Below are 20135 nucleotides of genomic sequence, written 5' to 3' on the forward strand. Positions count from 1 at the left end.
CCAATCACACATATACCGTAGCGACTACCCATCCCCTCATTCAAAATGACCGTTGAAACACCCTGAGTGCATCTGGCTCGGGTATCTAGGCGGTCGGTCTGACGTGGCGCAGCTACGGTAACTTTATCAGGAGTTGCCCTTGCCGCCATTTTTTTCTGGCCCTGCCGTTCCAGCCATATTAGCGCTTGCTGATGGAACGATCTTTAAAGGTTTTTCGATCGGTGCCGCCGGTCATACCACGGGCGAGGTTGTTTTCAACACCTCGATGACCGGGTATCAGGAAATCCTTACCGACCCAAGCTATTGCCGCCAGATGGTCACCCTGACCTATCCGCATATCGGTAATACGGGCGTCAATCCGGAAGACGTCGAATCTTCCAAGGTACACGCCGCTGGCCTCATCATCCGCGATCTGCCATTGCTGGCATCCAATTTCCGTTCCACCCTCTCCCTGTCCGATTACCTGAAAGCTGAAAATATCGTCGCCATCGCCGGCATCGATACACGCAAGCTCACGCGCATCCTGCGTGAAAAAGGTGCGCAGGGCGGCGCCATCCTCGTCGGTACGCAAGGCAACGAGCCATCCGCCGCGCAAGCGCTGGAACTGGCCCGCTCCTTCCCCGGCCTGGCCGGCATGGACCTGGCCAAGGTAGTCTCAAGCAAGGATGCCTACGAATACCGCGAAACGGAATGGACCCTGGGTGCAGGCTATGGCCAGCTGGCCGATGCCGACGCGAAATACCATGTGGTCGCCTTCGACTATGGCGTCAAGCGCAACATCCTGCGCATGCTGACGGCGCGCGGCTGCAAAGTCACCGTGCTGCCTGCGCAAGCGACGGCCGCCGACGCCCTGGCACTGAATCCGGACGGCATCTTCCTGTCGAACGGCCCCGGCGACCCGGAACCGTGCGATTACGCCATTGCGGCCACCAAGGAATTGATCGAGAAGGGCATCCCGACCTTCGGCATCTGCCTCGGCCACCAGATCATGGCGATCGCTTCCGGCGCGAAAACCTTGAAGATGAAGTTCGGCCACCACGGCGCCAACCACCCGGTGCAAGACCTGGAAACGAAACAGGTCTTGATTACCTCGCAAAACCACGGTTTCGCAGTCGACGCGGCAACTCTGCCCGCGAATTGCCGCGTGACCCATGAATCGCTGTTCGACGGTTCCCTGCAGGGCTTTGCCCGCACGGACAAGCCGGCCTTCTGCTTCCAGGGCCACCCTGAAGCGTCGCCGGGCCCGATGGATGTTGCTTACCTGTTTGACCGCTTCATCAACTTGATGGCTGCGGAGGAGAAAAAGAAAAATGCCTAAACGTTTAGATATTAAAAGTATTCTGATTATTGGCGCTGGCCCGATCGTGATCGGCCAGGCCTGCGAATTCGATTATTCCGGCGCGCAAGCGTGCAAGGCCCTGCGCGAAGAGGGCTACAAAGTCATCCTGGTCAACAGCAACCCTGCGACCATCATGACGGACCCGGAAATGGCCGACGTCACCTACATCGAACCGATCACCTGGTCGGTCGTTGAACGCATCATCGCCAAGGAGCGTCCTGACGCGATCCTGCCGACGATGGGCGGCCAGACGGCGCTGAACTGCGCGCTGGACCTGTTCAACAATGGCGTGCTGGCGAAATACAACGTTGAGCTGATCGGCGCGTCGCCGGAAGCCATCGACAAGGCGGAAGACCGTTCCAAGTTCAAGGACGCGATGACCAAGATCGGCCTCGGTTCGGCCCGTTCCGGCGTGGCGCACTCGATGGAAGAATCATGGGCCGTGCAGCGCACCTTGGGCTTCCCGACCATCATCCGTCCATCGTTCACCATGGGCGGTTCCGGCGGCGGCATCGCCTACAACGAAGAAGAATTCGAAACCATCTGCAAGCGCGGCCTGGAAGCTTCGCCGACGAAAGAGCTGCTGATCGAAGAATCGTTGCTGGGCTGGAAAGAGTACGAGATGGAAGTGGTGCGCGACAAGGCGGACAACTGCATCATCATCTGCTCGATCGAAAACCTCGATCCGATGGGCGTGCACACGGGCGACTCGATTACCGTCGCTCCTGCGCAAACCCTGACGGACAAGGAATACCAGATCATGCGCAATGCCAGTCTGGCAGTGCTGCGCGAGATCGGCGTCGACACCGGTGGTTCGAACGTGCAATTTTCGATCAACCCGGTCGATGGCCGCATGATCGTCATCGAGATGAACCCGCGCGTATCGCGTTCGTCGGCCCTGGCATCGAAAGCGACGGGCTTCCCGATCGCCAAGATCGCCGCCAAGCTGGCCGTCGGTTTCACCCTGGACGAGCTGCGCAATGAAATCACGGGCGGCGCCACGCCGGCATCGTTCGAGCCATCGATCGATTACGTCGTCACGAAGATCCCCCGTTTCACGTTCGAGAAATTCCCGACCGCCGACCACCACCTGACGACGCAGATGAAATCCGTCGGCGAAGTGATGGCCATCGGCCGTACCTTCCAGGAATCGTTCCAGAAAGCCTTGCGCGGCCTGGAAGTGGGCGTGGACGGCATGAACGAAAAGACCAAGGACCGCGAAAAGATCGAAGAAGAACTGGGCGAGCCTGGTCCTGAGCGCATCTGGTACGTGGGCGACGCGTTTGCCCAGGGTTTCACTTTGGAAGAAGTGCACCAGCTGACCAAGATCGACCCATGGTTCCTGATCCAGATCAAGGAAATCGTCGACCTGGAACTGTGGCTCGATACGCAGAAGCTGGAAAACCTGGACAAGAACACCCTGTACAAGTTGAAACAGAAGGGCTTCTCGGATCGCCGCCTGGGCTTTTTGCTGCAGACGACCGACACGGCCGTGCGCCAGCAGCGCCATGCGCTGAACATCCGTCCTGTCTACAAGCGCGTCGACACCTGCGCGGCCGAGTTTTCGACCGACACGGCGTACATGTATTCCACGTATGACGAAGAGTGCGAATCGAACCCGACCGACAAGAAAAAGATCATGGTGCTGGGCGGTGGCCCGAACCGTATCGGCCAGGGTATCGAGTTTGACTATTGCTGCGTCCACGCTGCCCTCGCCATGCGCGAAGACGGCTACGAAACCATCATGGTCAATTGCAACCCGGAAACCGTGTCGACCGACTACGACACTTCCGACCGTTTGTACTTCGAGTCCCTGACCCTGGAAGACGTGCTGGAAATCGTCGCCATCGAAAAGCCGGTCGGCGTGATCGTGCAGTACGGCGGCCAGACGCCGTTGAAGCTGGCGCTGGACCTGGAAGCGAATGGCGTGCCGATCATCGGCACCTCTCCTGACATGATCGATGCGGCCGAAGACCGCGAGCGTTTCCAGCAAATGCTGCACAAGCTGGAACTGCGCCAGCCGCCTAACCGCACCGCGCGTACGGAAGCCGACGCTCTGGCGCTGGCGCAGGAAATCGGCTACCCGCTGGTCGTGCGTCCATCGTACGTGCTCGGTGGCCGCGCCATGGAAATCGTCCACGAGCAACGCGACCTCGAGCGCTACATGCGCGAAGCCGTCAAGGTCTCGCATGATTCGCCGGTGCTGCTGGACCGCTTCCTGAACGACGCCATCGAGTGCGACGTCGATTGCATCTCCGACGGCGAAACGACGTTCATCGGCGGCGTGATGGAACACATCGAACAGGCTGGCGTCCATTCGGGCGACTCGGCTTGCTCGCTGCCACCATACTCGCTGGCGCCGGAAACCATTGAAGAACTGAAGCGCCAGACGGCGCTGATGGCCAAGGGCTTGAACGTGGTCGGCCTGATGAACGTGCAGTTCGCGATCCAGAAGCAAGAGATCGACGGCGAAATGAAAGACGTCGTCTTTGTGCTGGAAGTGAACCCGCGCGCGTCGCGCACCGTGCCTTTCGTCTCGAAAGCCACCGGTCTGCAACTGGCGAAGATCGCCGCGCGCTGCATGGTCGGCCAATCGCTGGCCTCGCAAGGCATCACGCAGGAAGTCGTGCCGCCATACTTCAGCGTCAAGGAAGCCGTGTTCCCGTTCGTCAAGTTCCCTGGCGTGGACACCATCCTGGGCCCTGAAATGAAATCGACGGGCGAAGTCATGGGCGTGGGCCTGACGTTCGGCGAAGCGTTTGTGAAATCGCAATTGGGCGCCGGCGTCAACCTGCCAAAATCGGGCAAGGTCTTCATCAGCGTGAAAGCGTCGGACAAGCCGCGCGCCGTGCAAGTGGCGCGTGACCTGGTCGAGTCCGGTTTCACCGTGGTCGCCACCAAGGGCACCGCCGCCGTGATCGCTGCCGCCGGCATCGCCGTCACGCCAGTGAACAAGGTGATCGAAGGCCGTCCGCACGTGGTCGACATGATCAAGAACCATGAAATCGTGCTGGTGATCAACACCGTGGAAGAAAAGCGCAGCGCCATCGTCGACTCGCGGGCCATCCGCACCTCGGCCCTGGCGTCGCGCGTGACGACCTACACCACCATCGCGGGCGCGGAAGCGGCCGTCGAAGGCATCCGTCACCTGGATGAGCTGCGTGTGTACGATTTGCAAGGCCTGCACAAGACCCTGCAGCAAGCGTAGTCCGCGTGCCATTTGCAGTGACCGCCGTTAGGCGGTACACTGCATGCTTATCAACCACAGAGTTCCGTGCAGAGCAGCGCGCGGCCTCTGTGGTTTTCACTTGGTAAGGCCGTTAAACGTGGCAACACACTGCAACGGCGCCGATAACTAGCAGATAGTAGAGATAACATGACCTCAGTCCCATTGACCAAATACGGCGCAGAACTCTTGAAAGAAGAGCTGCATCATTTGAAGACCAAGGAACGCCGCATCGTCATCGATGCGATCGCCGAAGCGCGTTCGCACGGTGATCTGTCGGAAAACGCCGAGTACGATGCCGCCAAGGAACGCCAGGCATTCGTCGAAGGCCGCATCGCCGAACTCGAAGGCAAGCTGGGCGCAGCGCAAATCATCGACCCGACCGCGCTCGACGCGGAAGGCCGCGTGGTGTTTGCCTCGACCGTGAACCTGGAAGACCTGGAGTCGGGCCAGAAAGTCACGTACCAGATCGTCGGACTCGATGAAGCCGACCTGAAAATGAACAAGGTGTCCGTGACGTCCCCGATCGCCCGCGCGCTGATCGGCAAGTACGCCGGCGACGTGGTGGAAGTGCAGGCGCCATCCGGCCCGCGCGAATACGAAATCCTGGAAGTGCTGTACATCTGATGCTCGCCCGCGTGCGCATCCTCGTTGCCACCCTGTGGGCCGGCAGCTTGTGGACCATCGGCTTCATCGTGGCGCCGACCTTGTTCGCTACCTTGAGCGACCGCGTGCTAGCAGGCAATATCGCCGGCAGCATGTTCCGCGCCGAGGCCTGGCTGTCGATCGTTTGTGCCTTGATACTGCTGGCCTTGCTGCAATGGGCGCCCGGCGCGCTGGAGCTCAAGCGCCGCCGCCTGCTGGGGGCGCTGGTGCTGTCGATGCTCGTGTGTGCGCTGCTCAGCCATTTTGGTATTTCGCCGCTGATGGCCGAACTCAAGGCGCAAGCCCCGCCGGGAATCATGGACGAGGCCATGCGCAGCCGCTTCGGCATGCTGCATGGCGTGTCGACCGTGATCTTTGCCGTGCAAAGCTTGCTGGCAGGCGTGCTGATCTGGAAACAGCAGTAATTGTTGCCGTGTGTGTCGGATTACGCGCTGTGCGCTAATCCAACCTACCGGTCGATGCCGTAGGTCGGATTAGCGGCGCCCTGGCGCCGCGTAATCCGTGCAATAAAAAAGCGGAGCAGGGAAGATCCCGTGCTCCGCTTCTTGTTTCAACAGCCTTGCGGCTGCTGAACGACAGGCTTACTTGCTGCCCAGTGCGCTTTTCTTGGCGCTTTTCTGACGTGGCTTGGCACGCTTGATGGAACCGCCTTCGGTAACGCGCTCATTGCCCTTGATCATGACTTTCGTCACGCTCGGGCGCTTGGTGCCGCTGGCGCTGGCCTTGACGATGGTCACTTCGCGCATGCCTTTGCCGGCGCTGACCTTCTCCTTAACCACTTCTTTTTTCGGACGGTAGATTACCAGCAGTTTGCCAATATGTTGTACCGGGGCGGCGCCGAGATTGCCGCAAATCGTATCGTACATTCCGACGCGGGCTTCGCGGTCGTCGCCGAACACGCGGACTTTAATCAGACCGTGCGAATCCAGGCCAAGGTCGATCTCTTTGAGGACAGCAGGTGTCAAGCCCGCTTCGCCAATAATGACGATAGGCTTCAGCGCGTGTGCTTCGGCGCGCAGTGCGCTGCGCTCTACGGGTGTAAGTTTTAGCATAATAATATTTAGTAATTCCCTTAAAAGCAGTATTCTACGCGAATGGCAAAGAAGAAATTAAACAAAAACTGGTTGCACGACCACATAAATGATCCATATGTGAAGTTGGCGCAAAAAGAGGGCTACCGCGCCCGGGCAGCATACAAGCTCAAAGAAATCGATGAAGACGAAAAACTGATCAAACCTGGCCAGGTGATTGTCGACCTTGGTTGCACTCCTGGCAGCTGGGCTCAGTACACGCGGCGCAAGCTGGCCGGCAAGGACGGCGGCGGGGTCAATGGTACCCTGATTGGCCTGGACATGCTGGAAATGGAGCCGATCGCCGATTTCCACTTCATCCAGGGCGACTTCCGCGAAGCGCGCGTGCTGCGTCAGCTGGAAGTGGTGTTGCAGGGCCGCAAGGTGGACCTGGTCCTGTCGGACATGGCGCCCAACCTGTCGGGCATCGCCACGGCCGACGCCGCGCGCATGGAGCATCTGATCGACCTGGCCATCGAATTTTCGCAATTGCACCTGAAGCCGTCTGGCGTGCTGCTGGTGAAATGCTTCAAAGACATGGGTTTCAGCCAAATCGTGGAGAAATTCCGCGCTGAATTCAAGGTCGTGGTGCAGAAAAAGCCCAAGGCCAGCCGCGATAAATCGTCGGAAATCTTCCTGATGGGCCGTGGAATCAAGAATCCGCTGAAAAATGCCGTTGAAGAAGATGATTCCGCCCTTGATATTTAAGCGGGAATCCGCACATGGGAACGAGAAGTGCAGTAGCGTCTGATGGTATAAAAGCCTAAATTGTTTATACTGCATTTTTTTTGCGTGAACGCGGTTTTTTCGCGCGCACGGATCGGCGGGCTTTGGCACGGCCCGCTTATTGCGAGTAAAATCGTGTTTCTAGCTATAGGTAAAGAGATGCGCACTGCATCCAAGGAGTCTTCGTGAATAACATGTTTTCCAAATCTGCCATCTGGGTAGTCGTATTGCTGCTGTTGTTCATGCTGTTCAAGCAATTCGACAGTCATGGCGCCACAGGCGGCAGCAAGGCCATCGCTTATTCCGATTTGCTGGATGAAGTCAAAGCCAAGCGCGTCAAGGATGTCGTGATCGAAGGTTCGTCGATCACCGCCAAGCTGATGGACGACACCAAGGTGCGTACCACCGCCACCAGCCTCGACAAGGGCCTGATCGGCGACCTGCGCGACAATGGCGTGCATTTCGATGTGCGTCCGCCTGAGGAAGCGTCTTTCCTGCAAACTATTTTTGTTTCCTGGTTCCCCATGCTGCTGTTGATCGGCGTGTGGGTATTCTTCATGCGTCAAATGCAAGGCGGCGGCAAGGGCGGGGCATTCTCGTTCGGCAAGTCGAAGGCGCGCATGATGGATGAAGCCAGCAACACCGTCACCTTCGCCGATGTCGCCGGTTGCGACGAAGCGAAAGAAGAAGTCAACGAAGTGGTCGACTTCCTCAAGGATCCGAGCAAATTCCAGAAACTGGGCGGCCGCATTCCCCGCGGCGTGCTGATGGTCGGTCCTCCTGGCACGGGTAAAACCCTGCTGGCGCGCGCCATCGCCGGCGAAGCCAAGGTGCCGTTCTTCTCGATTTCCGGTTCCGACTTCGTGGAAATGTTCGTCGGCGTCGGTGCCAGCCGCGTGCGCGACATGTTTGAAAACGCGAAAAAGCATTCGCCGTGCATCATCTTCATCGACGAGATCGACGCTGTCGGCCGTCACCGCGGTGCCGGCATGGGCGGCGGCAATGACGAGCGCGAACAGACCTTGAACCAGTTGCTGGTCGAGATGGACGGTTTTGAAGCGAACTCCGGCGTGATCGTCGTGGCCGCCACCAACCGCGCCGACGTGCTCGACAAAGCCTTGCTGCGTCCGGGCCGTTTCGACCGCCAGGTGTCCGTCGGCTTGCCCGATATCCGCGGCCGCGAACAGATCTTGAACGTGCACATGCGCAAAGTACCTATCGGTACCGACGTGAAAGCCGATATCCTGGCCCGCGGCACCCCTGGTTTCTCGGGTGCGGACCTGGCCAACCTGGTCAACGAGGCAGCCCTGTTTGCGGCACGCCGCAGCAAGCGCCTGGTGGAAATGATCGACTTCGAAGATGCGAAAGACAAGATCTACATGGGTCCTGAGCGTAAATCGATGATCATCCGCGAGGAAGAGCGTCGCAATACGGCTTACCATGAGTCCGGTCACGCCGTCGTCGCCAAGCTGCTGCCGAAGGCCGATCCCGTGCATAAAGTTACGATCATGCCGCGCGGCTGGGCCCTGGGCCTGACGTGGCAGTTGCCGGAACACGACAATCTGTCCGCCTACAAGGACAAGATGCTGGAAGAAATTTCCATCCTGTTCGGTGGCCGTATCGCCGAAGAGATTTTCGTGGGGCAAATGTCCACGGGCGCGTCGAACGACTTCTCGCGTGCCACCAAGCTGGCCCGCTCCATGGTGACCCGCTTCGGCATGTCCGACAGCATGGGCGTGATGGTCTACGAAGACAGCGAAAACGAAGGTTTCTTCGGTGGCGCCACCAAGACGATCTCGGAAGCGACCCAGCAAAAGGTCGATGCTGAAATCCGCAACATTCTCGACAAGCAATATGCTTTGGCGCGCACCTTGCTGGAAAGCAACCGCGACAAGGTGGAAATGATGACCAAAGCCTTGCTGGAATGGGAAACCATCGATGCCGAGCAAATCAATGACATCATGGCCGGCCTGGAGCCGCGTCCACCGAAAGTCATTCCGCCACGCCGCAATGCGGGCGACAACGGCACGGGCGGCATCTCGCCAAACGTGACGGCGCCAGCCTGATAAAGGCCGCCCTGACGGGCGACACGCAAGGGTATGGCAAGAACGAGGGTAAGGAGCAATCCTTGCCCTTTTTCGTTGCCGCGGCAGTTTTTTCCTGACGACTACAAAGATTCACATGCGACATTATTTGCAATTCGGCCGTTTCGGCTTCAACCTGCAGGGCACGCAGGCGCTGGTGATGGGTATCCTGAACATCACGCCCGACTCGTTTTCCGATGCGGGCCAGTATCAACACCTGGAGTTTGCCATCTCGCGCGCCGAGCAGATGATTGTTGACGGCGTCGACATCATCGATATCGGCGGCGAATCGAGCCGTCCCGGCGCGCCGCCGCTGCCGCTGAAGGACGAGCTTGCGCGCGTCATGCCGGTGCTGTACGCCTTGCGCGACTGCGGCAAGCCCCTGTCCGTCGACACGTACAAGCCGGAAGTGATGCGCGAAGCCATCCTGGCGGGCGCCGACATGATCAACGACATCAACGGTTTCCGTGCGCCGGGCGCCATCGAGGCCGTGCGGGACAGCGACTGCGCGCTGTGCATCATGCACATGCAAAGCGTGCCGCAAACCATGCAGGACCAGCCGCAGTATGAAGACGTGGTGCGCGAAGTCATCGACTTCCTGCGCGCGCGCATCGACACGATGACGGCGGCCGGCATCGCCCGCGAACGCCTGTGCATCGATCCCGGCTTTGGCTTTGGCAAGACGGTGGAGCAGAACTATGCCTTGCTGCGCGCCACGCGCCAGCTGCGCAGCGAACTGGGCCTGCCTGTGCTGGCCGGGCTGTCGCGCAAGTCGATGATCGGCGCCGTCACGGGCCGTCCCGTCGAGCAGCGCCTGGCCGGCAGCGTGGCCGGCGCGCTGGCTGCGGTAGCGCAAGGCGCGGAAATTATCCGTGTGCATGATGTCGCGGAAACCGTCGATGCACTGAAGGTCTGGCGCATGGCGCACTGACCCTGTAAGATTCATTATAAACAACAAAAAGAGAAAATTATGACGCGTAAATATTTTGGCACCGATGGCATCCGCGGCCTGGTGGGCACGGCTCCGATCACCCCCGATTTCGTCATGCGCCTCGGTTATGCTGCCGGCAAGGTGCTGGCCAAGTCGCAAGGCGGCAAGGCGCGCCCGACTGTGCTGATCGGCAAGGACACGCGCATTTCCGGCTACATGCTGGAAGCGGCGCTGGAAGCGGGCCTGTCGGCCGCCGGCGTGGACGTGATGCTTGCCGGCCCCATGCCGACCCCGGCGATTGCCTACCTGACGCGGGCACTGCGCCTGGCGGCCGGTGTCGTCATTTCCGCCTCGCATAATCCGTATCACGACAACGGCATCAAATTCTTTTCCGGCCAGGGCACCAAGTTGCCGGACAGCGTGGAACTGGAAATCGAGGCGGCGCTCGACGAACCCATGGCTTGCGTGCCATCGGACAAGCTGGGCCGCGCCAAACGCCTGGACGATGCCCAGGGCCGCTACATCGAATTTTGCAAGAGCACCTTCCCGAACGAACTGGACTTGCGCGGCCTGAAGATCGTCGTCGATTGCGCGCACGGCGCGGCCTACCATATCGCCCCGCATGTGTTCCATGAGCTGGGTGCGGAAGTCATCGCCATCGGCAACAAGCCCGACGGCTTCAATATCAATGCGGGCTTCGGCGCCACGGCAACCAAGGCCATGGCCGAAGCCGTCGTCGAGCACGGCGCGGACTTGGGCATCGCGCTCGATGGCGACGCCGACCGCCTGATCATGTGCGACGCCACGGGCCGTATGTACAACGGCGACGAGTTGTTGTACGTCATGGTCAAGGACCGCCTGGCGACGGGTCCCGTGGCCGGTGCCGTCGGCACGTTGATGACGAATATGGCGCTGGAAGTGCTGTTCAAGCAGCAGGGCATCGGTTTTGCGCGCGCCAAGGTGGGCGACCGCTACGTGCTGGAAGTCATGAAGGAAAAGGGCTGGATACTGGGCGGCGAAGGCTCGGGCCATTTGCTGTGCCTGGATCGCCACACGACGGGCGATGGCATCGTCTCCGCGCTGCAAGTGCTGTCCGCGCTCAAGCGCAGCGGCCAGAGCCTGCAGCAATGCCTGGCCGAACTGGTGCTGTTCCCGCAAACCCTGATCAACCTGCGCGTGGCACCCGGTTTCGACTGGCAGAAAAATGCCGCCATGGTGGCCGAGAAAGAGCTGGTCGAAGCCGAACTGGGCGATACGGGCCGCGTGCTGATCCGCGCTTCGGGCACGGAACCGCTGATCCGCGTGATGGTGGAAGCGAAAGACAAGGAGAAGGCCGAGAGCATGGCGCGCCGCATCGCCGATAAAGTCGGCGCTTAAGGGGCGGGCACGGGGCAGGGACGATAGTTATTTCCATCTAATTCGTCTATGGCAATTGACGAAATTGGGTGGGGGCGTTATTATATTGTCTTCGGAGTGTGGCGCAGCCCGGTAGCGCACCTGGTTTGGGACCAGGGGGTCCAAGGTTCGAATCCTTGTACTCCGACCAAAGTCATAAGCGGGCTGTCAGAAATGACAGCCCGTTTTCTATTTCGCGCTGGCATTTCATTGCTGGCGCGCATGGATTAAAATACTGCACCTTCCGCCCATCGTTCAACGGATAGGACAACGGTCTTCTAAACCGTGAATGGGGGTTCGATTCCCTCTGGGCGGACCAGCTCATGCTGGCCATGCATGCGACAGCCTGTCGCATTGCCATCACTCTTCATCCCTGTTCTTCGCTCGCCAGCAAGCCGTGTCACGGCTGCGCAAACAGCACCACGCTCAACAAATACAATAGCGGCGCCGCGCACAGCAGCGCCGAGCATGCCGAAATGATTTTCCTGTTGGCCAGCCGGGCCAGGCGCAGCCGTTCCCGCACGGGCAGGTGCTGGCGGATCACGCTGCGCGCGCGTGGCTGAAACGGTTGTTCATGCATGAGTACTCCCTCGTCGGTCAGCAGTGGATGCCGTCGAGCATAGCGAGGGGAGTCTAAAGATGGTGTAAAAAACGGGACCTGCGCCGCAAGCGCGGTGTAAACGGGCCAAACAGGCCGCTGGCGTTGAGGGCGGCAGCGGACGCTGGTGCGCCGCTGCCGCAGATGAGGCTTACTTTCCCTGGCGGCGGCGTGCCATGAAGCCCAGCAGACCCAGGCCGGCCAGCAGCATGGCATAGGTGCCAGGTTCCGGCACGGCTGAAATGAAGGCCCTGTAATTGCTCAGGTCCTTGGGCAGGCCTTCGATCGTGAAGGTGGTGCCGGCAGCCACGGGTGCGGCCCAGTGGAACACCAGTTCGCCCTGGCCGAAGTGGATGGCCAGGTAGTCATAGGCGGCCGCGCTCGTATACGAATTGACGCCGCCGCTCAAGCCTGCCGTGGTGCCGGCAGTGCAACCCGAGGTGGCGCTTTCGCAATACGAGACGGCGGTGCCCAGGCTGGTGCCGAACACGCCATTGATATAGCCCTGGATGTCCGAGGGGCTTTGTGGCACGAGATTGTCGTCATAATATTTCACCTGCAGTGCCGGAGATGGTGAATAAGTGACGGTGCTGCCGTCAATGACGAAACCGCTGGCCGGACCCACATCCACCCAGGTGGCGGCTTGGGCCGCACTTGCCAGTACGGTCATTGCGGCCAGCATGGATGCCTTGATGGCAATGCTCTTTACGCTTTTCATGAAAATCCCCTTGTGCTTGAGACAGTCGCTTCATAGTGTTGGGACGCGTCCCTACATACCGGGGAAGTCATCCCATTGCCCGTTTTTATCTATTTCTTGTGCGTAGAGAGTACGCAAATGCAAGCTTACTCTTGATATAAATTAATACAATTTAAATAATACTATTGGTTCAGTTGACAACATCGCATACGGCTATGTCTGCTTGTGTTAACGATAGACAACATAACGTTAGGAAACGGCGTGACAAGGCGCGCCAGCTTGTGCTAGCGGCGTCTCGGCTTTTTTGGGAGGGAGGGGAGGAAGGTGCTTCAGTCGTTGTTGTTGCTGACGCCAAACAGGCGATCCTTGGCGTTGAGCAGCTTTTGTACCTTGGCGCCCATTTTCATCAGCTGCGCCATCGATTCGGGCGACAGGCGCTGCAAGTCGTCGAACCAGGTATTGGCCAGGTCGACCAGTTCATACATTTCACGCATGCGTTCCTGCGCATATTGATCCACGGGTTCTGTGGCCGGCGCCAGCAGCGATTCGCGCAGCACCGTCAGGGTGGGCGCCACTTCGCGGCGGCGGCGCTCGGCGGCCACCACGCGGAAGATTTGCCACACATCGCCCAGCGAGGAAAAATACTCGCGCCGGTCGCCGGGAATGCGCGACTGGCGGATCAAACCCCAGCCCTGCAATTCCTTCAGGCCGATGCTCACGTTCGAGCGTGAAAAACTCAGGTGTTCCGCGATTTCATCCGCGTGCAAAGGGTGCTCCGCGACAAATAACAAGGCGTACACTTGCCCTACCGTACGGTTAAAGCCCCAGCGGCTGCCCATCTCGCCGAAATGGCTGACAAAGGTCAGGATCAGCGGCGTCATTTGGATATGTTGAGTTTTCATAATTATCTGAATTTTTTCACGCCATACTGGTGGGGTCAATTGATATATGTCATGTTTCGCAGTATTATACAAAATATCGAATTTACAGAAAATTCTGAAAACTCAAGAAGTATAGAAGATGCCGACCACGTCCTTGTCCTTGCCCCGCTTTATTCTTCCCCGTGCCGCCAGCCTGGCGCAAGGCGGGGCCGCCTTGCTGTGGCTGCCGCAGGCGGCCTTGCTGGCCTGGGCCGTGCAAGCCATGCAAGACGGTGCACCCTGGCGCGCGGCCCTGTTGCCGGCCGCTGGCGTGCTGCTGCTGGGCGTGCTGCGCGCCGGCTGCGAAGCGTGGGGCGCGCGGCGTATGTATGCGGCGGCGCGCGCACACCTGTCCACCTTGCGGGAACAGGTGGCGCAAGCGCTGGCGCAGCGCTCGCCGCTGGACCGCCAGCGCGCCCAGTCGGGCCAGGCGGCCAGCGTCATCGCCGAACAGGCCGAAGCCATCGTGCCGTATCTGGTGCGCTACAAACCCGCGCGCTGGAAAGTCATGCTCGTGCCGCTCGTGATCCTTGCCGTGGTGACGCCGCTGTCGTGGATCGCCGCGCTGATCCTGCTCATCGCCGCCCCCTTGATTCCCGTCTTCATGGCGCTCGTCGGCATGGGCGCGCAAGCGGCCAGCCGCGCGCAGATGGTGGAAATGGGCAGCATGAACGCCTTCCTGCTGGACCGCCTGCGCGGTTTGGCCACCTTGCGCGCGCTCGACGCCGTCGACGCCACGGCCGAACGGCTCGATGCCTCGTCGCAATCGGTGCGCCGGCGCACGATGGTGGTGCTGCGCATCGCCTTTTTGTCGTCCGCCGTGCTCGAGCTGTTTTCCGCACTCGGTGTGGCCATGGTGGCGGCATTCATCGGTTTCTCTCTGCTGGGCAGCATCAATTTCGGTACCTGGGGCCGCGAGCTGAGCCTGGGGCAGGGCTTGTTCATCCTGCTGCTGGCCCCCGCGTTCTTCGAGCCGCTGCGCGAACTGGCCGCCGTCTGGCACGACAAGGCGGCCGGCGAAGCGGGCCTGGCCGGTTTGCACGACCTGGCGGCCGATGGCGTGCCTTTGCCTGGTTTTGGTGTGGAAGTGGCAGCCGTTTCCACCGCCGCCATGGCTGTGGCGGCGGCGCCCGCCGTGGAACTCCGGCAATTGCGCTTTGCCCATCCCGGCGAAGCGCCCGTGTTCGACGGCTTTGACCTGACCGTGCGCGCTGGCGAACATGTGGCCCTGCTGGGCGCCAGCGGCGCCGGCAAGACCACCTTGCTGTCCCTGCTGGCCGGCTTGCTGCCCGCCAGCGGCGGCGACATCCGCATCGGCGGCGTGCGCCTGACCGACAGCACGGTCAACACCTTGCGCCAGCGTATGGCCTGGATGGGACAGCGTCCGCACGTGTTTGCCGCTTCCGTCAGCCAGAACGTGACCCTGGGCCGCGTTGGGGCGAACGCCGCGCAGGTGACGCAGGCGCTGCACCTGGCGGACCTGGCCAAGGTGGCGCAGGCGCAGCCGGCCGTCATGCTCAGCGATGGCGGCCAGGGCTTGTCCGGCGGCGAAGCCGTGCGCCTGGCCCTGGCCCGCGTGGCCCTGCATCCGCATGCGGATTTGCTGCTGGTCGATGAACCGACTGCTCACCTGGACAGCGAAACGGCGGCGCGCGTGACGGACGCCCTGCTGGCACTGGCGAAAGGCAAGACGATGATCGTCGCCACGCACGATCCGGTGCTGGCTGGCCGGCTGCAGCGCACGGCGCAGGTCGATGCGCATGCCCAAGTGCAGGAGTTGCGCGCATGAAAACTTCACTCATATCGAACTCCGTCTTGCGGCAATTGCTGCTGGCCCAGCCCCGCAAGCTGATCGGGGGCGCCTTGCTGGCGGCCCTGACGGCGGTGGCCGGCATGGCGTTATTGGGCTTGTCCGGCTGGTTTATCACGGCCACGTCGATTGCCGGCTTGCACGCCTCGACGGCCATCGTGTTCGACGTCTTCGGCCCGTCGGCCGGCATCCGCCTGCTGGCCATCGGCCGCACGGGTTCGCGCTATGCGGAGCGGCTCGTCACGCACGACGCCACGTTCGCCGCGCTGGCCAGCATCCGCGTGCGCCTGTTCCGTGGCTGGTCGCGCCCGGAAGCGGCCAGCCGCTTGCTGCGCCAGCCCGCCAAGCTGCTGTTCCGCCTGACGGCCGATATCGACGCGCTTGAGTCGTTGTATTTGCGCCTGTTGGTGCCTGCCTTTACGGCCCTGTGCGCGGCCTTGCTGGCCGGCGTGGTGCTGGGCGTGATGCAGTGGCAGCTGGGCCTGGGCCTGGCCGTGTGGCTGCTGGCCGCCGGCGGCGGCGTCAGCTGGATCGTGGCGCGCGGCGCCCGCCGTCCCGCCATCGTGCGCTCGCGCGCCATCGAAAAATTGCGTTCCGGCACCATCGACCTGGTGGCAGGCCAGACGGATCTCGTGATGGCGGGCCGCATCGACGCCCAATGCGCGGCGCTGGGGCAGATCGACCGTTCGCTGGCGCAAGCCGATTTTGCCCTGCTGCGCCTGGAAACGGCGGCCGGCGCCGCGTATGGTGTGGCCGGCAGCGCGACTCTGGCTGGCGTGCTGCTGGCCGTGGCCGCGCTGGTGGAACAGCAAACGATGAGTTTGCCGCTGGCGGCTCTGGCCTTGCTGATCGCCCTGACGGCCGTGGAACCGTTTGCGGGACTGCGCCGCGGCGCGCTGGAAGCGGGGCGCATGCTGCTGGCCGTACGGCGTCTGGCGCCGCGCCTGGATGTTGAAGAGATTACTGCGCCGCCTGTCGGCGCCGCACCGGGCTTGCGCCTGGAACACGTCAGCGCCGCGCATGCGGGCAGCAATAATGCCATCTTGCATGACGTATCGCTGCACATCGCCGATGGCGAGCGCGTCGCCTTGATCGGCCCCAGCGGCGCGGGCAAGTCCACCTTGCTGGCCATCGCCGCGCGCGAACTGGCGCCCTTGTCGGGCACGGTGGCCGCGCCGCGCGCCTGCCTGTTCACGCAGAAGACGGAACTATTTCAGGACAGCTTGCGCGACAACCTGCGCCTGGCCGACCCGTCCGCCAGCGATGCGCAGCTGTGGGAAGCGCTGCAATCTGCCGGCCTGGACGACGAGGTGCGTGCGTTTGCGGGCGGCCTGGACACCATGCTGGGCGAGGGCGGCCTGGGCTTGTCCGGTGGCCAGGCGCGGCGATTGGCGCTGGCGCGGCTGTTCCTGCATGAATCGACCTTGTGGCTGCTGGACGAAGCGACGGAAGCGCTCAATGCGCAGACGGCGATTGACGTCCTGCAGCGCCTGCGCGCCCGCAGCGCAGGGCGCAGCTTGCTGATCGCAACCCACTTGCGGCGCGAAGCGGCGCTGGCGGACCGGCTGGTCAGCCTGCGCGATGGCCGTATCGTGGGCGACGCGCGGCGTGGCACGGATGCCTTCGAGACTGCTCTGGCGGGCTTGCGGGGGGACTGACGGGCAACCAGTCAGTATTGGAAAGGTAGCAAGTTTACACACAGTAGGGTAACACCAAGGAAATCATATGGACTTCGATATTGTCGCTTTATCCAGACTGCAGTTCGCGCTGACAGCTCTGTACCACTTTATATTTGTTCCGCTGACGATAGGCCTGTCAGTGCTGCTCGCCATCATGGAGACGGTCTACGTGATGACGAACCGTCCCATCTGGCGCGACATGACCAAGTTCTGGGGTGTCTTGTTCGGCATCAACTTCGCCATGGGCGTGGCGACCGGTGTCGTCATGGAATTCCAGTTCGGCATGAACTGGAGCTATTACAGCCATTATGTGGGCGACATTTTCGGCGCGCCGCTGGCCATCGAAGGCTTGATGGCTTTCTTCCTGGAAGCGACCTTCGTCGGCCTGTTCTTCTTCGGCTGGGACAAGCTGTCGAAGCGGGGCCATCTGGTCACGACCTGGCTGGTGGCCATCGGCTCGAACTTCTCGGCCCTGTGGATTCTGATCGCCAACGGGTGGATGCAAAATCCCGTCGGCGCGGCCTTCAATCCGCAGACCATGCGCATGGAAGTGACGGATTTCGGCGCCGTGCTGACGAACCCGGTAGCGCAGGCGAAATTCGTGCATACGGTGTCGGCCGGTTACACGGCAGCATCGATTTTCGTGCTCGGTATTTCCGCCTGGTATCTGCTGAAGGGCCGCCACGTGCAGCTGGCCAAGCGCTCGATGACGGTGGCCGCCTCGTTCGGTCTGGCCGCCACCTTGTCGGTGGTGGTGCTCGGCGATGAAAGCGGCTACCTGTCGTCGGAACATCAGAAGATGAAGCTGGCCGCGATCGAAGCCATGTGGACGACGGAGCCGGCCCCGGCCGCCTTTACGGCCATCGGTTTCCCCGATGCGAAAGCGCGCGAGACGCATTACGCCGTGCACATCCCGATGGTGATGGGCTTGATCGGCACGCGTTCGCTGACGACGGAAATTCCCGGCATCGAGCAACTGGTCGACCGTGGCGAACTGCTGATCCAGGATGGCATCAAGGCGTATGACGCGCTGCAAACCATCCGCAGCGTGGCGCCAGGCGCGCCCGTGCCGCAGGACGCGAAGGATATGTTCGAATCGAAAGGCCAGTCCATGGGCTATGCCTTGTTGCTGAAACGCTATGTCGACGATCCGCGCCAGGCCACGCCCGAGCAGATCCGCAAGGCCGCGCTCGATACCGTGCCGCCCGTTGGGCCATTGTTCTGGTCCTTCCGCGTGATGGTGGGCCTGGGCATGTTCTTTATCCTGTTGACCGGCACGTTCTTCGTGCTGTCGACGCGCCGCACGCTGGACAAGCACCGGTGGCTGCTGAAGCTGGCCGTGTTCGCCATCCCGCTGCCGTGGGTGGCCATTGAGGCGGGCTGGATCGTGGCCGAAGTGGGCCGCCAGCCGTGGGTCATCGAAGGCGTGCTTCCAACGGCCGTGGCCGTCTCGAACCTGGGCGCTTCGACCTTGCTGATCACCATTGCCGGCTTTGCCGCCATCTACACCGTGCTGTTGATTATCGAAATGAAGCTCATGCTCAAGGCCATCCGCAAGGGGCCGGAAGAGACGGCGCCGGCCCCCGTGCCAGCGGCCGCAGCCATTCATACTCAACGCGCCTGAGGAGGACCAGACCATGATTTTGCATGAAATGATTTCGTATGAAACCCTGCGCCTGATATGGTGGCTGCTGATCGGCATCTTGCTGGTGGGCTTTGCCATCACGGACGGCTTCGACCTGGGCACGGGTATCTTGCTGCCGTTTGCCGGCAAGACGGACCTCGAGCGCAGAGTCATCATCAACAGTATCGGCCCCGTGTGGGAAGGCAACCAGGTGTGGCTGATCCTCGGCGGCGGCGCCATCTTTGCCGCCTGGCCGCAGCTGTACGCCGTTTCGTTCTCGGGCTTCTATCTGGCCATGTTTGTCATCCTCGTGGCGCTGATCGTGCGTCCCGTGGCGTTCAAGTTCCGCAGCAAGCGCGAAGATCCGCGCTGGCGCGCCCGCTGGGATGCGGCCCTGTTCGTGGGCGGCTTCGTGCCGGCCCTGATCAGCGGCGTGGCGATCGGCAACGTGCTGCAAGGCGTGCCGTTCCGTTTTTCGCCGGACATGCACATCTTCTATGACGGCAGTTTCTTTGCGCTGCTCAACCCGTTCGCGCTGCTATGCGGCCTCGTCTCGGTGGCCATGCTGGTGATGCACGGCGCCACCTGGCTGCAAGTGAAAACGGACGGTGCCGTGGCTGAACGCTCGCGCCGCTACGGCAGCGTGGCGGCGATCGCCACCGTCGTGCTGTATGCACTGGCCGGCGTGGCCCTGTGGCTGTGGGTCGATGGCTACCGCGTCACCAGCGCCGTTGTCACCGATGGCCCGTCGAACCCGATGCTGAAAACGGCGCAGGTGCACGTGGGCGCCTGGTTCCTCAACTTTGCCACCCATCCGTGGACCTGGATCGCCCCTGCGCTGGGCTTGCTTGGGCCCTTGCTGGCGTTCGCCTTGCTGCGCGCGCGCCGCGAAGTGTCCGCCTTGCTGGCCAGCGCGGCCAGCATCGCCGGCATCATCCTCAGCGTGGGTGCGGCCATGTTCCCGTTTATCCTGCCATCGTCGATCGACCCGCGCGCCAGCCTGACGGTGTGGGATTCCTCGTCCAGCCACATGACCCTGTTCATCATGCTGGTCGTCACGGCCGTCTTCATTCCCCTCATCGTGGCGTACACGACGTGGGTGTATAAAGTGCTGTGGGGTAAGGTTGACGGCAAAGCCATCGAAGACGAAACCGGTCACGCCTACTAAGAATTTACGAAAGGAATTAACTATGTGGTATTTCGCCTGGATACTGGGTCTGCCGCTGGCGGCGACCTTCGCCGTACTCAATGCGATGTGGTATGAAATCGCCGATGGCGACACGACGCCCGAGCAGTACCGCGACTAGTTCAACTGGCCGCAGTACGGACTGAACAGCCCCGCCCGGCGCAATGCCCGGCGGGGCTTTTTG

17 protein-coding genes and 2 tRNA genes are annotated in these 20135 nt (G+C 61.4%); 15 read left to right on the forward strand and 4 right to left on the reverse strand.

The window, feature by feature from the left end; translation table 11 throughout:
* Nucleotides 1-139: 139 nt before the first annotated feature.
* The 4 genes from carA (at nucleotide 140) to SKZ59_RS20150 (ending at nucleotide 5635) form a co-directional block, all read left to right on the forward strand.
* The gene (gene carA, locus SKZ59_RS20135) at nucleotides 140-1318 is read left to right on the forward strand and encodes a glutamine-hydrolyzing carbamoyl-phosphate synthase small subunit (RefSeq protein WP_034757422.1); all 1179 of its coding nucleotides are present in this window, start codon (nucleotides 140-142) and stop codon (nucleotides 1316-1318) included.
* Nucleotides 1311-4547, forward strand: a complete 3237-nt coding sequence (gene carB / locus SKZ59_RS20140; RefSeq protein WP_034757425.1) for a carbamoyl-phosphate synthase large subunit — start codon at nucleotides 1311-1313, stop codon at nucleotides 4545-4547. The genes carA and carB overlap by 8 nt, the downstream gene beginning before the upstream one ends.
* 168 nt (nucleotides 4548-4715) lie before the next feature.
* The gene (gene greA / locus SKZ59_RS20145) at nucleotides 4716-5192 is read left to right on the forward strand and encodes a transcription elongation factor GreA (protein ID WP_034757428.1); all 477 of its coding nucleotides are present in this window, start codon (nucleotides 4716-4718) and stop codon (nucleotides 5190-5192) included.
* Entirely contained in the window at nucleotides 5192-5635 is a 444-nt protein-coding gene (locus tag SKZ59_RS20150) for a DUF4149 domain-containing protein (RefSeq protein ID WP_319992757.1), read from the forward strand. The genes greA and SKZ59_RS20150 overlap by 1 nt, the downstream gene beginning before the upstream one ends.
* Nucleotides 5636-5812: 177 nt before the next feature.
* On the opposite strand, the gene SKZ59_RS20155 is transcribed toward SKZ59_RS20150, so the two are convergent.
* On the reverse strand, nucleotides 5813-6283 hold the full coding sequence (locus SKZ59_RS20155) for a YhbY family RNA-binding protein (RefSeq protein WP_010397237.1): 471 nt from the start codon (nucleotides 6281-6283) through the stop codon (nucleotides 5813-5815).
* Between the two features lie 42 nt (nucleotides 6284-6325).
* On the opposite strand from SKZ59_RS20155, the gene SKZ59_RS20160 reads away from it, so the two are divergent.
* The 6 genes from SKZ59_RS20160 to SKZ59_RS20185 all read left to right on the forward strand — a co-directional run bounded on the left by SKZ59_RS20160 (nucleotide 6326) and on the right by SKZ59_RS20185 (nucleotide 11756).
* On the forward strand, nucleotides 6326-7009 hold the full coding sequence (locus SKZ59_RS20160; RefSeq protein WP_034757436.1) for an RlmE family RNA methyltransferase: 684 nt from the start codon (nucleotides 6326-6328) through the stop codon (nucleotides 7007-7009).
* A 203-nt stretch (nucleotides 7010-7212) separates the two neighbouring features.
* A complete protein-coding gene (gene ftsH, locus SKZ59_RS20165; RefSeq protein WP_319992758.1) occupies nucleotides 7213-9093 on the forward strand; it encodes an ATP-dependent zinc metalloprotease FtsH in 1881 nt (626 codons plus the stop codon).
* A gap of 115 nt (nucleotides 9094-9208) precedes the next feature.
* Nucleotides 9209-10042, forward strand: coding sequence for a dihydropteroate synthase (gene folP, locus SKZ59_RS20170; protein ID WP_072454633.1), 834 nt, complete (start codon nucleotides 9209-9211; stop codon nucleotides 10040-10042).
* 39 nt (nucleotides 10043-10081) lie between these two features.
* A complete protein-coding gene (glmM, locus tag SKZ59_RS20175) occupies nucleotides 10082-11419 on the forward strand; it encodes a phosphoglucosamine mutase (protein ID WP_072454632.1) in 1338 nt (445 codons plus the stop codon).
* A 92-nt stretch (nucleotides 11420-11511) separates the two neighbouring features.
* A tRNA-Pro gene (locus tag SKZ59_RS20180) sits at nucleotides 11512-11588 on the forward strand.
* Between the two features lie 93 nt (nucleotides 11589-11681).
* Nucleotides 11682-11756, forward strand: a tRNA-Arg gene (locus SKZ59_RS20185).
* An 81-nt stretch (nucleotides 11757-11837) separates the two neighbouring features.
* On the opposite strand, the gene SKZ59_RS20190 is transcribed toward SKZ59_RS20185, so the two are convergent.
* The 3 genes from SKZ59_RS20190 to SKZ59_RS20200 all read right to left on the reverse strand — a co-directional run bounded on the left by SKZ59_RS20190 (nucleotide 11838) and on the right by SKZ59_RS20200 (nucleotide 13613).
* Complete coding sequence (locus tag SKZ59_RS20190) at nucleotides 11838-12017, reverse strand: hypothetical protein (protein ID WP_034757449.1); 180 nt, start codon at nucleotides 12015-12017, stop codon at nucleotides 11838-11840.
* Nucleotides 12018-12186: 169 nt separating this feature from the next.
* Complete coding sequence (locus SKZ59_RS20195) at nucleotides 12187-12753, reverse strand: PEP-CTERM sorting domain-containing protein (RefSeq protein WP_051991862.1); 567 nt, start codon at nucleotides 12751-12753, stop codon at nucleotides 12187-12189.
* 308 nt (nucleotides 12754-13061) lie between these two features.
* Complete coding sequence (locus SKZ59_RS20200) at nucleotides 13062-13613, reverse strand: GbsR/MarR family transcriptional regulator (protein WP_175560510.1); 552 nt, start codon at nucleotides 13611-13613, stop codon at nucleotides 13062-13064.
* Nucleotides 13614-13752: 139 nt separating this feature from the next.
* Between SKZ59_RS20200 and cydD the strand changes: the two genes are divergently transcribed.
* The 5 genes from cydD (at nucleotide 13753) to cydX (ending at nucleotide 20072) form a co-directional block, all read left to right on the forward strand.
* A complete protein-coding gene (gene cydD / locus SKZ59_RS20205) occupies nucleotides 13753-15441 on the forward strand; it encodes a thiol reductant ABC exporter subunit CydD (RefSeq protein ID WP_319992759.1) in 1689 nt (562 codons plus the stop codon).
* On the forward strand, nucleotides 15438-17120 hold the full coding sequence (locus SKZ59_RS20210) for an amino acid ABC transporter ATP-binding/permease protein (protein ID WP_319992760.1): 1683 nt from the start codon (nucleotides 15438-15440) through the stop codon (nucleotides 17118-17120). The genes cydD and SKZ59_RS20210 overlap by 4 nt, the downstream gene beginning before the upstream one ends.
* A gap of 67 nt (nucleotides 17121-17187) precedes the next feature.
* Nucleotides 17188-18765, forward strand: coding sequence for a cytochrome ubiquinol oxidase subunit I (locus SKZ59_RS20215; protein WP_319992761.1), 1578 nt, complete (start codon nucleotides 17188-17190; stop codon nucleotides 18763-18765).
* Nucleotides 18766-18778: 13 nt separating this feature from the next.
* Nucleotides 18779-19933, forward strand: coding sequence for a cytochrome d ubiquinol oxidase subunit II (gene cydB / locus SKZ59_RS20220; protein ID WP_319992762.1), 1155 nt, complete (start codon nucleotides 18779-18781; stop codon nucleotides 19931-19933).
* 22 nt (nucleotides 19934-19955) lie between these two features.
* Complete coding sequence (gene cydX / locus SKZ59_RS20225) at nucleotides 19956-20072, forward strand: cytochrome bd-I oxidase subunit CydX (RefSeq protein ID WP_034757467.1); 117 nt, start codon at nucleotides 19956-19958, stop codon at nucleotides 20070-20072.
* The last annotated feature ends 63 nt before the right edge of the window (nucleotides 20073-20135 follow it).

It is taken from the genome of Janthinobacterium sp. GMG2, from assembly GCF_033949445.1.
GTDB lineage: Bacteria > Pseudomonadota > Gammaproteobacteria > Burkholderiales > Burkholderiaceae_D > Janthinobacterium > Janthinobacterium aestuarii.

What these genes read in the sequence shown, in the direction of transcription:
- SKZ59_RS20195 (WP_051991862.1), bottom strand. Translation starts at nt 12,753, where the DNA reads ATGAAAAGCGTAAAGAGCATTGCCATCAAGGCATCCATGCTGGCCGCA.
- SKZ59_RS20190 (WP_034757449.1), bottom strand. Translation starts at nt 12,017, where the DNA reads ATGCATGAACAACCGTTTCAGCCACGCGCGCGCAGCGTGATCCGCCAG.
- SKZ59_RS20215 (WP_319992761.1), top strand. Translation starts at nt 17,188, where the DNA reads ATGGACTTCGATATTGTCGCTTTATCCAGACTGCAGTTCGCGCTGACA.
- cydX (WP_034757467.1), top strand. Translation starts at nt 19,956, where the DNA reads ATGTGGTATTTCGCCTGGATACTGGGTCTGCCGCTGGCGGCGACCTTC.
- glmM (WP_072454632.1), top strand. Translation starts at nt 10,082, where the DNA reads ATGACGCGTAAATATTTTGGCACCGATGGCATCCGCGGCCTGGTGGGC.
- folP (WP_072454633.1), top strand. Translation starts at nt 9,209, where the DNA reads ATGCGACATTATTTGCAATTCGGCCGTTTCGGCTTCAACCTGCAGGGC.
- SKZ59_RS20200 (WP_175560510.1), bottom strand. Translation starts at nt 13,613, where the DNA reads ATGACGCCGCTGATCCTGACCTTTGTCAGCCATTTCGGCGAGATGGGC.
- SKZ59_RS20160 (WP_034757436.1), top strand. Translation starts at nt 6,326, where the DNA reads ATGGCAAAGAAGAAATTAAACAAAAACTGGTTGCACGACCACATAAAT.
- cydD (WP_319992759.1), top strand. Translation starts at nt 13,753, where the DNA reads ATGCCGACCACGTCCTTGTCCTTGCCCCGCTTTATTCTTCCCCGTGCC.
- SKZ59_RS20210 (WP_319992760.1), top strand. Translation starts at nt 15,438, where the DNA reads ATGAAAACTTCACTCATATCGAACTCCGTCTTGCGGCAATTGCTGCTG.
- SKZ59_RS20155 (WP_010397237.1), bottom strand. Translation starts at nt 6,283, where the DNA reads ATGCTAAAACTTACACCCGTAGAGCGCAGCGCACTGCGCGCCGAAGCA.
- cydB (WP_319992762.1), top strand. Translation starts at nt 18,779, where the DNA reads ATGATTTTGCATGAAATGATTTCGTATGAAACCCTGCGCCTGATATGG.
- SKZ59_RS20150 (WP_319992757.1), top strand. Translation starts at nt 5,192, where the DNA reads ATGCTCGCCCGCGTGCGCATCCTCGTTGCCACCCTGTGGGCCGGCAGC.
- carB (WP_034757425.1), top strand. Translation starts at nt 1,311, where the DNA reads ATGCCTAAACGTTTAGATATTAAAAGTATTCTGATTATTGGCGCTGGC.
- greA (WP_034757428.1), top strand. Translation starts at nt 4,716, where the DNA reads ATGACCTCAGTCCCATTGACCAAATACGGCGCAGAACTCTTGAAAGAA.